The organism is Kribbella orskensis, assembly GCF_004342085.1.
In the GTDB taxonomy this organism is placed as follows: domain Bacteria; phylum Actinomycetota; class Actinomycetes; order Propionibacteriales; family Kribbellaceae; genus Kribbella; species Kribbella orskensis.
Genome location: NZ_SLWM01000005.1, coordinates 200,797 through 213,182 on the forward strand (window position 1 = coordinate 200,797; position 12,386 = coordinate 213,182).

Sequence of the window (12,386 nt, forward strand, 5' to 3'; positions counted from 1 at the left end):
CTCAGCGGACGTCCCAAATGGCGCTGTCATAGGTCCCGCCGGAGTGCCGCGCCAGCGTGCTGCAGATGTCGTGCAACTGCGCGACCTGCTCCTCACTGAGGGCATCGAAGACCACCTGCCGGACCGTCTCGACGTGCCCGGGAGCCGTGTCCTTGAGCTTCTGGCGGCCTTCCTCGGTGAGAATGGCGACCTGACCGCGGCGGTCGGAGGCGATCCCCTCGCGGCGTACCCAGCCGACCTGCTCGAGCCGGTTCACCGCGTGGGAGAGGCGGCTGCGGGAGCCCAGTGTGGACAGCGCCAGCTCGCTCATCCGCAGCCGGCCGTCCTCGGCGTCGGCCAGCCGGACCAGGATCTCGAAGTACGTGTGTGGCATGCCCGCGTCGCGTTGCAACTGCTGCTCGATCTTGCCGTTGACCACGCGCTGGGCCGCGATGAACGCTCGCCAGGCCTGCTGCTCTTTCTCATCCAGCCACCGGGGTTCCGCCATTGTCGCAGCGTAGCCAGAAGAGGAGCCTCCCGCGCTTCTGCCGGGCCGTCATGTCGTTGCGCGCTGCTGCCGCAGCCGGTCCTTCCAACGGATCAGCAGCACAGCGAGTGCGCAGACGAGCATCCCGCCGAACGCCAGCGGGCCGATGGTCTCGCCGAAGAGCAGGAACGCGAACACCATCGTGGTGGGCGGCACCAGATACAGCAGGCTGCTGATCCGGGTCGCGGAGGACAGGCGCAGGTTGACCAGGTACAAGCCCCAGCCACCGCCGGTAGCCAGCACGACGAGCCACAGCACCGCACCGTAGAACCCCGGCTCATGCGGGACCGTCAATTGACCGGTCGCGGCTGTGACAGCCAGGAAGAACACGCCGGAGACCAGACTCTGGAGGCACAGCGCATCCAAGAGGTTGGTGGCCGGCTCGCGATGACGCTCCAGGCAAGTGCCTGCCACCAATCCCAGAAGACCACCGAGCGGAAGCAGGAAGAGCAAGGCCGAGCGATGACCCGCGCCGAGATCGTTGGCGACCACCAGGCCGACTCCGGCGACACCGAGCAGCAGACCGATCCACTGTCGTCGGCTCACGTGTTCTCCGAGCAGGGGACCCGCCACCGTCGCGATCAGGATCGGCTGCAGCGAGCCGATCAGCGCGGTGACACCCGCGCCGACACCATGGTCGATCCCGGTGAAGATCAGGCCGAGGTACACGCACTGGGTGAGGAAGGCCATTGCCACCTGGGTGACGAGATCCCTGCGGGTGACCCGTGGCCGCCGCTTCAGCAGTACTGCGGCAGCCAAGCTCCCAGCGACCAGGTAGCGCCACGCGAGCAGGTCGAAGGCCGACGTGTACTCCGTGCCCCACCGGGCGCCGATGAACCCGCAACTCCAGAACACGACGAACCCGGCTCCCGCCAGCAGCGGAACCGCTCGCACGCCCGCGGGCCGGCGTACCGGGGTGTCTTGCACTGCTTCGGCGACGGGCTGGTGAACGGTCATGGAAAGACAAGTAACCACACCGGTCGGTATACTGTCAGTATGGTTGCTCACCAGGCGAGACCGTGGGAGTGGCTCAACCGGACGGGGGCTGAGGGCGCGGAGAAGGCGCTGACGCCGGCCGGCGAGCGGATCCTGACCGCCGCGTCGACGCTGTTCTACGAGCAGGGCATCCGGGCGGTGGGCGTCGATACGATCGCGAACGCGGCGGACGTGACGAAGAAGACCCTGTACGACCGGTTCGGCTCGAAGGACAACCTGATCGCGGCGTACCTCGAGCGGCGGAACCGCGTCTGGCACGTGTTCCTGGACGAGCAGCTGGCGAGGCTGCGGCCGGGTACGCCGGAAGAGGTGATCCTGGCTCTGTTCACCGCGTTGACGGAGTGGATGGCGGAGTCGCGGCGGGGCTGCGGGTTCATCAACGCGAGCGTCGAACTGGCGGCGCCGGACCATCCGGCGATGCCGGTGATCGTGGCGCAGAAGCGGTGGATGCGGGCCGAGTTCGTGGCGCAGGCGAAGCTGGCCGGGTTCGATCGGGTCGAGGAGCTCGCGGACCGGTTGCTGCTGCTCCACGAGGGCGCGCTGGTGAGCTATCGGGTGGCCGCGATGGAGCACGCGCCGGAGGTGGCCTACCGGGCGGCCGCCGACCTGCTCGCCTCTTGGCCGCGAGTCAGCGCCTGACCGCGTGAGGTTGCGGTTCGGCTGCGGGGTTTCAGGTTCGTCTGGCGACGGTGAGGCCGACCAGGCGCGAAACGACCATCGCGACGTAGCCGAGGCCGGCCAACTGCTCGATCATCACGACCGAGCGGCCCCAGGACGTGATCGGAATGATGTCGCTCAGGCCGGTGCTGGACAGCGTGGTGAAGCTGAGGAACAGCAACTCCATCCAGCTCCGGTCCTGATCCGGGTTGACAGCTGCCGTGAAGCTGCCCGGCACGAGCGCCTGCACGATGACGAACACATAGGCGAATCCCCAGGCCACCAAGGTGAAAGTGGCACCCGCGGCGTACAGCTCATCCGTGCTGACGTCATGGTCGGACAGCATGTACCGCAGCAGGCTGTAGGCCGCGTAGAAGTAGAAGGCAGCGTGGAGCGCAGCTGAGATCGGCACGATGACGTCCGTCGGGCGGAAGGCGTCGACCAGCGAAAGCACGACAGCGGGGATGCCAAGGCAGACGCTCACCCAGGTGAGCCCCGGCGTTGCGCGCACCGAGAAGATCGCCAGCACCAGCACGACGATGCCCAGGATCTCGAAGGCGACACGTCCGCCGCGCGACCCTTCCATCGCGGGGTAGATCAGCACGCCGAGCAACTGGACGACGAGCAGGATCGCGGACGGATGCCGCCTGGCGCTGCCGAACAGACTCATCTCGGGCTCATTTCGGGTCCTGACGGGACGCCTTGATCGCCTCGCGCCGGGCGAGCCGGTGGCTGCGGCGGATCTCGGCCTCGCGCATCCGCCTGCGGTCCTCGTCCGTTTCGGGGACGATCCGCGGGACCGGGCGCGGCTTGCCGTCCGAGTCGACCGCGACGAACACCAGGTACGCCGTGGCCACGTGGACCTGCGGGCCGACGGCGTCCCAGCGGTCCGCGGTGATCCGGACGCCGATCTCCATCGAACTGCGGCCGGTCCAGTTCACCTGGGCGGTGAAGTGCACCACGTCGCCGACCCGGACCGGGACCACGAAGACCATTTCGTCCATCGACGCCGTCACCGCGGCACCGCCCGAGTGCCGCGCCGCCACCACCCCGGCGACCGAGTCGACCAGCGTCATCACCACTCCGCCGTGCACGGTGCCGAGCAGATTCGTCTCGTTCTGCGCCGTGATGTGCGACAACGACAACCGCGTGGCCGACGGCGGCCGCTCCGACGGTGCCTCAGTGGCGGACATGGATCCTGCTCCTCGGATGGACGAGACCGCCGGTCTGCCGACGCCTCCGCGCAGAATAACCGCCGCGTTGTCCACAGCCGCGGAACTGCTTGCCGAGAGACCGCCCGCGCGCTCGTACTTTCTCTGTCGAGGAGGTGGACAGCATGATCACTGACAACGACTCCACCCACGACGACTCCACTGAACGGGCCCTAGGCAACGATCCCGAGGCGCCCCACCGAGCCCTGTCTCCCCTGACCAACGCCGAAGCCGCACACCTGGTGCGCCTCAGCCTGGAAGCAGCCGCCGAACGCTCCCTTCCCGCCGGCTACGACGGCACCGCCAACCTCCGCCTCCATCCGACCAGCGCAGCCTTTCCCACCCCGGGCGACACCGGTCTCGCCGCCGACCTCGGCGTCGGTTCGGATCCGGACGCGGCGGTCAGCATGGTGGCCGGGCTGTCGAACCTGGCACGGATCGTCGCCGGTGAACGACGAGACCGCTGGCCCCAGGTGGTCGGCGAGCACTTCGACCAACTGGCCAGCACCCTCCGGCACGGCCCGCCTCCGCTGCCTGCGGACCCGCGGCGCGAGCTCTACCAACGGCTGACCCCGAGCAACCTCGTACAACCCAGTTGGACCAGCCAAGCACCAGAGTTCGTGCCCGGCCTCCTCTCCGTCCCTGCCACCTACACCGACGGCACGATCACGATGTACTTCGACCCGTCGGACCTCGGGATGACGTGGTCGGAGGCGGAGCAGGCAGGTCTCCACAACCTGCGCGGCCTCACCGACACCGTGGAGTACGCAGAGCACGACGGCACCACCATTGCCATGCTCAGCGGTAGCGTTTTCACCGCCTCACGAGCACTCGTGCTCGACACCGTCCTCCGCGAATCCCTCCACGTCGAGAACCCGCAGTACGGCGTACTGGCCGCGATGCCGGTCCGCGGTCTACTCCTGGTCCATGTGATCACCAGCCTGCGAGTCATCCCCGCGCTGGGCATGATGCTGAACTTCGCAGGCCGAGCACACGCCACCGAGCCAGGTCCGCTGAGCCCTTGGGTTTATCTCGTCACCCCCGAAGGCCGCTGGCATCCAGCCATCCGCCAGCCCGAGGAAGGCCGGCCGCCCGGCCTCTCACCAGCCCTGCTCGCGCTCGCCCATCACCTCGGCCGCCTCGAGTGACCAGGGTGGACAGCGAACGAGGGGCCAGTGGGACAGTCTGGGTATGGGCGAGCAACCGGCAGATCTGCGGCAACTGTTCAGGAGTGCGGCCGACCACGCGGCCGAGTACAGGGCGACCTTGGCTGAGCGACCGGTTCGCGCGGGGAAGTCTGCAGCGGAGGTGCGGGCTGACTTCCAACGGCCACTGGCGCAGACAGGGCGTGCTGCCGACGAGGTGATCGAAGAGCTCGTCGGCCTGGCTGAGGGCGGACTCGTGGCGAGCGCCGGACCGCGGTACTTCGGGTTCGTGACGGGTGGTGCACTGCCCGCCGCGAGCGCGGCCGACATGCTGGCGGTCGGGTGGGACCAGAATGCCGTGAACAGCGTGATGTCCCCGATGACCATGGCCGCCGAGCAGGCAGCGGGTGGTTGGCTGAAGGACCTTCTCGGGATACCTCCGGCAGCGTCGGTCGGCTTCGTCACGGGAGCCCAGGCGGCCAACACCGTGGGGCTGGCGGCGGCTCGGAACCACGTGCTGGCGAAGGCCGGCTGGGACGTGGAGACGAACGGCCTCAACGGTGCTCCCCGGGTGCGTCTGCTGGCCGGCGACGAGCGGCACGCCACGATCGACCGGTCGCTGCGCCTGCTCGGACTCGGCTCCGGTTCGCTCGAACTCGTGCGGACGAAGACGAACGGGGTGATCGACCTGGCCGACCTGCGGGCCAGACTCGTCGATCACGAAGGTCCGCTGATCGTCTGCCTGCAGGCCGGGAACGTGAACACCGGCGCGTCCGATGCCCTGGGCGAGGCCTGCGACCTGATCCACGAGTACGGCGGTTGGGCGCACGTCGACGGTGCCTTCGGACTGTGGGCCGCGGTGAGTCCAGACCTGCGCGATCAGGTGGCGGGACTGGAGCTGGCGGACTCGTGGGGTTGTGATGGGCACAAGTGGTTGAACGTGCCGTACGACAGCGGGTTCGTGTTCTGCGCGCACCCGGATCCGCATGCGGCTGCGTTGGCCTACAGCGCTTCCTACCTGGTGACGTCCGGAGAGCGGGAACCGGGCGACTACGCGATGGAGTCGTCGAGGCGTGCGCGTGGACTCGCGGTCTGGGCCGGGTTGCAGGAACTGGGTCGCGATGGTGTGACCGAGGTGGTCGATCGGTGTTGCGCGCTGGCCAGGAGGTTCGCCGAACAGCTGGAGAAGGGAGGCTGCGAGATCGGGAACGAGGTGGTGCTGAATCAGGTGCTGGTGTCGTTCGGTTCCGACGAGGATACCGACCGGGTGATCGCTGCGGTCCAGGCCGGCGGCGTCTGCTGGATGGGCGGCACCACCTGGCGAGGCCGTCGCTACATGCGCATCTCGGTCTCGAACCACCTCACCACCGAAGCCGACGTGGACCTCTCCACCCGAGCCATCCTCGCCGCCACCCGCGCTTCCTAGACGACGAGCGGGGACGCGACCGGGCGGCGCCCCGGCAGATGAAGGCGCCGCCCAGTCAGCAGTGGTTGTCGTGCTGCAGTGGTGAGGCTGCAGTGGTTGGTGCTGCAGGGATTGTCAGGCTGCCGGGGGCATCAGGACGGAGTCGATCAGGTAGACCGTCGCGTTGGCGGTCTTCACCCCACCACAGATCACCTTGGCGTTGTTGACCATCAGGTTGTCGCCCGAACCAGTCACCGTGACCGCCTGCTTCTCCACCGTGGTCTGGCTCCCCACCACCGCGTCCGGCGCCAACTGCCCCGGCACCACGTGATAGGTCAGGATCTTGGTCAGCAACGCGTCATCGGTCTTCAACGTGTTCACCGTCGCCGCCGGGATCTTCGCGAACGCCGAGTCCACCGGCGCGAACACCGTGAACTCACCACCGTTCAACGTCGACACCAGATCGACCTTCGGGTTCAGCTTGCCCGACACCGCCGCCACCAGCGTCGTCAGCAACGGATTCCCCGACGCCGCGGTCGCCACCGGCGCCGCCGCCATCCCATCCACCGAACCCGCACCAGTCGGGTTCGCCTTCGCATAATCGGCACACCCCGGACCGACCAGACCCGCCGCATTGTCCATCGACGGCGACGCACTCGGAGTCTCGGCCGGCACCGACGACGACGTACTGGTCGACGGACTACCACTCGAGGTGTCATCACTTCCACCACACGCGGCAGTGACGAAGAGCAGGGACAGTGCCGAGGCGGCCAGTGCGACCCGCTTGATGGTGTGGGACATGACGATCTCCTTCGCTTGGATTCGTATTGCGTTCAGTGCGTTGTGTTCGGTGTTTGGTCGGCCAGCGGGTCTGTTACTCGACCATCACCACTGTGTTGTGCAGGCCGCTGGAGCCGTTGGGGCGCGGGGCCGCGCGGTCGGTTGTCTGCACCTGTCCGTCGCCATCGGTCGCCCGGACGGTGAGTCTGTGGTTGCCGGGCGTCGCGTTCCAGCGGAACGTCCACTGCCGCCAGGTGTCGATGGTGTCCTCGGCCGCCAGCGTGGCGGGCTGCCAGTCGCCGTCGTCGACCTGTACCTCGACCTTGGCGATACCGCGGTGCTGTGCCCAGGCGACTCCGGCCGCGACGGCCGGGCCCGCCTTGATCCGGGCGAATCCCTTCGGCACGTCGATCCGCGAGGAGGTCTTGATCGGCGCCTCGACGGACCAGCCACGGTCGGTCCAGTAAGCGCTGAAGTCAGAGAACTTGGTGACCTCGAAGTCCACGATCCACTTGGTCGCGGAGACGAACCCGTACAGGCCGGGCACCACCATCCGAACGGGGAACCCGTGCTCGAAGGGCAACGGCTCACCGTTCATCCCGACGGCGAAGATCGCGTCGCGGCCGTCGGTGAGGGCCTTCAGCGGAGTGCCGATGGTGAGGCCGTCGATGCTGGTGGACTTCACCGCGTCGGCGCCGTCCCGCACACCGGCTTCCCTGAGGATCTCGGCGATCGGTACGCCGATCCAGCGCGCGTTGCCGACGTACGGTCCGCCGACCTCGTTGGACACACAGGTCAGCGTGATGTCGCGTTCGATCAGCCGCCGGCCGAGCAGGTCCGCGAAGTTGAGCCGCAGTTCGCGATCGACCAGACCGTGGATGCGCAGCTCCCAGTTCCGCGGGTCAACCTTCGGCACCGTCAGCAAGGTGTCGACCCGGTAGAACGACGGGTTCGGGGTGACGAACCGGCTCACCCCAGGGATCTCCGACATCACTCCGGCGGGCACCGCCTGCGCCCGGCTCGCCGGCGTAGGAATCCTGATCCCCCGCCGAGTTGCCTCACTCACCCCTTCAGGCAGGACCCGCGAAACCGCGAGCCCACCGACCCCGGCCACCCCCAGCGCCATCGTGGTAGCCAGGAACCGCCGCCGATCAAACCCCACCGGCGCCTCCGCCTCCCGCTCCCCAATCTCATTGCCCTCAGCAACAACTGGCACACCGTCAGCGCTCACCGCTGCCGCAACAGCAGAAGCGTGCGGCTTCCCGGAGGAAACGGAACCCTCAGCGCGGCTACGAGCTCCGGCGGTATTCGCGGAGCCATCACCTTCGGCGGTGTTCGTGGAGGTGGAACCTTCGGCGGCGGGGAGCTTCCAGCCTCGGCCGCCGCCGAAGGGACTGAGGCCCAGTGCGCGGAGCACCAGGATGATTCCGACTGTTGCCACTAGCAACGTGACGATGCCGGGCAGTACCTGGACGAAGTGATTGTCCGCAAGGGTTCGCCCGGTCGCCGCGGCGAGGATCGCCAGCAGTCCGAGTACCACGGTCATCACCACGGCGACCCGAGGGATGGAAGCCCCGATCGCCCCCGCCAGTAAGGCGAAAACAGCAACCGCGAGCAGCACCGTGCCGACCAGGATCGGCTTGTCGGCCGTCCCGAGGTTCTTCACCGCCCAGTCCTTCGCAGGACCGGGAGCGAGGTCGATCAGTTGGGTCCCGACGCCGACCACCGGCGAAGTACCACCGGCCAGCGCGGCGGTGAGCTCACCCAGGCCGAGTCCAGCACCTGCTGCGAGCACACCTCCCAGCGCGGCCAGCGCCCGGCGTCTCCTCGTCACGGTCATGCCCCTGCTTCGGACCCGTGCGACGACCGGATAGGTCAAACCACCAAGGAAACTTCAAGAATCGCGCACCGCCTGCGAGAGACCTCTTGCCCGTCAGGCAACCCGGAGCCGATCGACCGTCAAAGCCGGAGGCGGCGAGGTGCGCCGGCGCGGATCAGCCAGCGGCCGGAGGGGTGAAGTGTCCGGGCCAGTCGGCATGCCGGATCCGGGTGATCTCACGGATCTCACCGAGGGTGGACCACTCGTCCTTGCCCAGGCGAGCCAGCGGGCGGAGGCGGGTGATCTCCGGATGGGAGCCGTCCAGGACGGATTCGTCGATGCTGATGTGTCGCACCCGGCCGATCACGACGGTGGAGTCGCCCAGTTCGAGAGTGGTGTGGAGCTGACACTCGATCGCGACCGGCGACTCGGCGACGCGCGGTACGGCGACTGTGGTGCTGGGTTCGGTGTGCAGCCCGACGGCCGCGAACTCGTCGACCTCCGGCGGGAAGTTCGTGGCCGTCGCGTTGATCTGCTCGAAGAGGGGTTCCGCCGCGAAGTTGACCACGAACTCCCGGGTCGCCTCGACGTTGTTCAGGCTGTCCTTGCGGCCGACCGAGGTGAACTGCACCATCGGCGGCCTCACGCACGCCACCGTGAAGAAGGAGTGGGGCGCGAGGTTGAGAACTCCGTCGGCCGACCTCGACGACACCCAGGCGATCGGGCGCGGCACCACCACCGCGTTCAGTACCGCGTAGAAGTCCCTGCTGCTGATGGTCTCCGGATCCAGGTCCCTTCGCACGCCAGCCAGTATCCCCGGCGAGATCCCCGGCAATTCGGTGGACCCTGGCAACGACCGGCGAAAGAATCCCACCGATGACAGGACTCCCAGCCGGTGACCTCCCAAGCGGTGACCTCCCCGCCATCACCTCCGAGCCGGCGGCCGAGGTGATCGCCGCCATCGCCGACCGGTACGGCGTGCGCGTCGAGGCGGTCCGTGAGGTACCGGGCGGCGTCGCCAACCACGCCTTCGCGCTGGGCGACGACCTGTTCCTCCGGATCCCGCGAGGCAAGGAGTTCGAACGCGATCTGCAGAAGGAGATCGCAGTCATCCCAGTGGCCCGGGCGGCCGGAGTACGGACCCCCGCGATCGTCGACTTCGACGCCACCCGCACCCTCGTCGACGCGCCGTACGTGGTCATCGAGCAACTCCACGGCACCGACCTGAGCGAGGCGGAACCACCCGACGACCAGTTCTGGCAAGACCTGGGCTCACAGGTCGCCCTGCTCCACCGAATCCCTAGAACCCCGCTGGACGGCGTACCGACTGACGACGGCGGCGGGGACCCGCGTCCGACCGTGGAGCACCTGGCAACGCTCGGCTACCTGGACCCCGGTACCGCGGACTGGCTGCTCGGCTGGTTCGACCGGCTGGCCACCCGCTTCCCGCACGTCCCGCACGACCCGCAAGACCTGCAAGAGCCGCAAGCCCAGCCGCGAGTACTCCTGCACGGCGACCTGGCGCCGCAGAACCTGCTGACCCGCCGCAACAGGCTGGAAGCGCTGATCGACTGGGGTGACGCCGCCTGGGGACCACCCGGCATGGAGTTCGCCAAGCTCCGCCTGGAGCAGGTCGCCGCCACCCTGCCGACGTACACGGGCCAGGCCGCAAGCAAGAGCGACGGTCAACTGGAAGCCGCCGCACTGTGGTTCCACCTCAGCTGGGGCCTCAGCGGGATCCCCAAGCCGCCGAGACCCAACGAGCGCCACTGGACGGCACCATCCGCCAGCCGGCTGCTCGGAGTACTCCGGTTCTTCGCCGCGGGACCGCCGGAGCCGTGGCCGGGACTGAGCTGAATCCGGAGGGCTGAGTCAGAAGGCCGGTTGCTTGGACTGATCGACCGTGCTTCTGCTGTAAATACAAGGGTTCGCGCACTTGTCACGACGTGGGGCAGACTGGCTTTTCGTGACTGACTACGTAGCTGCCCAGGACCGGTACGACGACCAGATGACCTATCGGCGCAGTGGCCGCAGCGGACTCCAGCTGCCGGCGATCTCGCTCGGGCTCTGGCACAACTTCGGCGGCGACAAGCCGCTCGACACGCAGCGGGACATCCTGCGCCGCGCCTTCGACCTCGGTGTCACCCACTTCGACCTGGCGAACAACTACGGCCCGCCGTACGGCTCGGCCGAGACCAACTTCGGCGGCCACTTCGCCCGCGACTTCAAGCCGTACCGCGACGAGCTGCTGATCTCCACCAAGGCCGGGTACGACATGTGGCCGGGCCCGTACGGCCAGGGCGGCGGCTCGCGCAAGTACCTGCTCGCCTCGCTCGACCAGTCGCTGGACCGGATGGGCCTGGACTACGTCGACATCTTCTACTCGCACCGCTTCGACCCGGACACCCCGCTCGAGGAGACGATGGGCGCGCTCGACGCCGCCGTCCGCTCCGGCAAGGCGCTGTACGCCGGCATCTCGTCGTACTCCGCGGAGAAGACCCGCGAGGCGCACCGGATCCTCGAGGAGCTCGGCACGCCCCTGCTGATCCACCAGCCGTCGTACTCGATGCTGAACCGGTGGATCGAGGAGGACCTGCTCGACGCCGTCGGTGAACTGGGCGTCGGCGTGATCGCCTTCTCCCCGCTGGCGCAGGGTCTGCTGACCGACCGGTACCTGAACGGCGTACCGGAGGGCTCCCGCGCCTCGCAGGGCAAGTCGCTCAGCGCCGACATGCTGACCGAGGAGACCCTCAAACACGTCCGTGCCCTGGCCGAGATCGCCCAGCAGCGCGGCCAGTCCGTCGCCCAGCTCGCACTGGCCTGGACGCTGCGCGACCATCGGGTCACCAGCGCCCTGATCGGCGCCTCCAGCGTCGCCCAGCTGGAGAACAGCCTGGCCGCGGTGAAGAACCTGAAGTTCACCTCCGAGGAGCTGGACGCGATCGACGCCGACGCCGTCGAGGCCGGCATCAACCTGTGGAAGAAGAGCTCCGAGAACTGAGCCAAGGGCTCCGGCATCAGGACACCCAGTCACGTTGCAAAGCAGATTCCACGCCTGAAGCTGTCGGTTCGGTCACGGGCTGTGCCGGTGCGGTTGCATCGGCACAGCCCGCGGCGCACGCTGGGAGGAACCCCCCAGGAGGTGGTTGCGATGACCGCTTCGACTCTCGAACTGGCCCTCACTTACGAACACGCGAAGATCCGGGAACTCGCCGCTCCCGCCCAGGAACCGGAAGCCTCGAGGCCGGACCGACGGCACGAGACCGACTGGTTCTACGCCATCGCCGCTCAGCATCTGGCCGCCGCCGAGGACGTCCTGCTACCGCACGTCCGCCGGCTCCCCGACGGGCACGTCCTCGTCACCACGTACGTCGGCAACGCCCGGCAGCTCGAGCGCTCCCTCCGTTTCCTCAAGGCCCGCCAGTACGGCGACAGCCGGGTACTCCACCTGCATCCGGAGCACGTCTGGCGGGTGGTCGAACGGCTCCTGACCGAGCACGAGCTGCTCGAGGCGGAGTACAGCCGGATGCTCGGCGAGGAGATGGACAGCGACCATGTCAGCTCCCTGACCGAGAAGCTCCTCACCGCCGAGGAAGTGGCGCCGACCCGGGCCCATCCGTTCTCGCCGCACACCGGGACGGCCGGGCGGCTGGCCCACCGGATGTGGCGGATCGCGGACAACGCCTGGGACAGCGCGGAGGGACGCGTCGTCCCGACGAAGTACCACGTGCACCCCAAGCGGGACTCGGCGCTCTCGCACTACCTGCGCGGCACCCCGATCGACGAGGACGAGGGCTGAGACGACCGGGCCCGCGCCGCCGGATGCCTCCGACGGCGCGGGCCTGGC

13 protein-coding genes are annotated in these 12,386 nt (G+C 68.3%); 6 read left to right on the forward strand and 7 right to left on the reverse strand.

Features of this window, described 5'->3' with window-relative positions; genetic code table 11:
- Nucleotide 1: 1 nt before the first annotated feature.
- Both EV644_RS16330 and EV644_RS16335 read right to left on the reverse strand, forming a co-directional pair.
- Nucleotides 2–487 (reverse strand): MarR family winged helix-turn-helix transcriptional regulator, encoded by a 486-nt coding sequence (locus EV644_RS16330; protein WP_132189126.1) that lies wholly within the window; start codon nt 485–487, stop codon nt 2–4.
- A gap of 48 nt (nt 488–535) precedes the next feature.
- Nucleotides 536–1,483: a DMT family transporter gene (locus EV644_RS16335; protein ID WP_132189127.1), complete on the reverse strand. Its 948-nt coding sequence runs from the start codon at nt 1,481–1,483 to the stop codon at nt 536–538.
- A gap of 39 nt (nt 1,484–1,522) precedes the next feature.
- On the opposite strand from EV644_RS16335, the gene EV644_RS16340 reads away from it, so the two are divergent.
- Complete coding sequence (locus tag EV644_RS16340; protein ID WP_132189128.1) at nt 1,523–2,161, forward strand: TetR/AcrR family transcriptional regulator; 639 nt, start codon at nt 1,523–1,525, stop codon at nt 2,159–2,161.
- A gap of 31 nt (nt 2,162–2,192) precedes the next feature.
- On the opposite strand, the gene EV644_RS16345 is transcribed toward EV644_RS16340, so the two are convergent.
- On the reverse strand, nt 2,193–2,849 hold the full coding sequence (locus EV644_RS16345; protein WP_132189129.1) for a potassium channel family protein: 657 nt from the start codon (nt 2,847–2,849) through the stop codon (nt 2,193–2,195).
- 7 nt (nt 2,850–2,856) lie between these two features.
- Complete coding sequence (locus tag EV644_RS16350) at nt 2,857–3,372, reverse strand: acyl-CoA thioesterase (RefSeq protein WP_132189130.1); 516 nt, start codon at nt 3,370–3,372, stop codon at nt 2,857–2,859.
- A gap of 143 nt (nt 3,373–3,515) precedes the next feature.
- Between EV644_RS16350 and EV644_RS16355 the strand changes: the two genes are divergently transcribed.
- Nucleotides 3,516–4,538 (forward strand): hypothetical protein, encoded by a 1,023-nt coding sequence (locus EV644_RS16355; RefSeq protein ID WP_241998231.1) that lies wholly within the window; start codon nt 3,516–3,518, stop codon nt 4,536–4,538.
- A gap of 43 nt (nt 4,539–4,581) precedes the next feature.
- The gene (locus tag EV644_RS16360; protein WP_132189132.1) at nt 4,582–5,961 is read left to right on the forward strand and encodes a pyridoxal phosphate-dependent decarboxylase family protein; all 1,380 of its coding nucleotides are present in this window, start codon (nt 4,582–4,584) and stop codon (nt 5,959–5,961) included.
- Nucleotides 5,962–6,075: 114 nt separating this feature from the next.
- Here the strand turns inward: EV644_RS16360 and EV644_RS16365 are convergent, their stop codons facing one another.
- The 3 genes from EV644_RS16365 to EV644_RS16375 all read right to left on the reverse strand — a co-directional run bounded on the left by EV644_RS16365 (nt 6,076) and on the right by EV644_RS16375 (nt 9,341).
- Entirely contained in the window at nt 6,076–6,741 is a 666-nt protein-coding gene (locus EV644_RS16365) for a fasciclin domain-containing protein (protein WP_132189133.1), read from the reverse strand.
- 73 nt (nt 6,742–6,814) lie between these two features.
- Nucleotides 6,815–8,560: a molybdopterin-dependent oxidoreductase gene (locus EV644_RS16370; RefSeq protein ID WP_241998233.1), complete on the reverse strand. Its 1,746-nt coding sequence runs from the start codon at nt 8,558–8,560 to the stop codon at nt 6,815–6,817.
- 154 nt (nt 8,561–8,714) lie between these two features.
- Nucleotides 8,715–9,341, reverse strand: a complete 627-nt coding sequence (locus EV644_RS16375) for a flavin reductase family protein (RefSeq protein WP_132189134.1) — start codon at nt 9,339–9,341, stop codon at nt 8,715–8,717.
- Nucleotides 9,342–9,415: 74 nt separating this feature from the next.
- On the opposite strand from EV644_RS16375, the gene EV644_RS16380 reads away from it, so the two are divergent.
- The 3 genes from EV644_RS16380 to EV644_RS16390 all read left to right on the forward strand — a co-directional run bounded on the left by EV644_RS16380 (nt 9,416) and on the right by EV644_RS16390 (nt 12,338).
- Nucleotides 9,416–10,396 carry a phosphotransferase family protein gene (locus EV644_RS16380; RefSeq protein ID WP_132189135.1) on the forward strand — a complete coding sequence of 327 codons (981 nt, stop codon included), beginning with the start codon at nt 9,416–9,418 and terminating at the stop codon, nt 10,394–10,396.
- Between the two features lie 109 nt (nt 10,397–10,505).
- Entirely contained in the window at nt 10,506–11,540 is a 1,035-nt protein-coding gene (gene mgrA / locus EV644_RS16385) for an L-glyceraldehyde 3-phosphate reductase (protein ID WP_132189136.1), read from the forward strand.
- Between the two features lie 150 nt (nt 11,541–11,690).
- Nucleotides 11,691–12,338: a hypothetical protein gene (locus EV644_RS16390; RefSeq protein ID WP_132189137.1), complete on the forward strand. Its 648-nt coding sequence runs from the start codon at nt 11,691–11,693 to the stop codon at nt 12,336–12,338.
- Nucleotides 12,339–12,386: the final 48 nt, after the last annotated feature.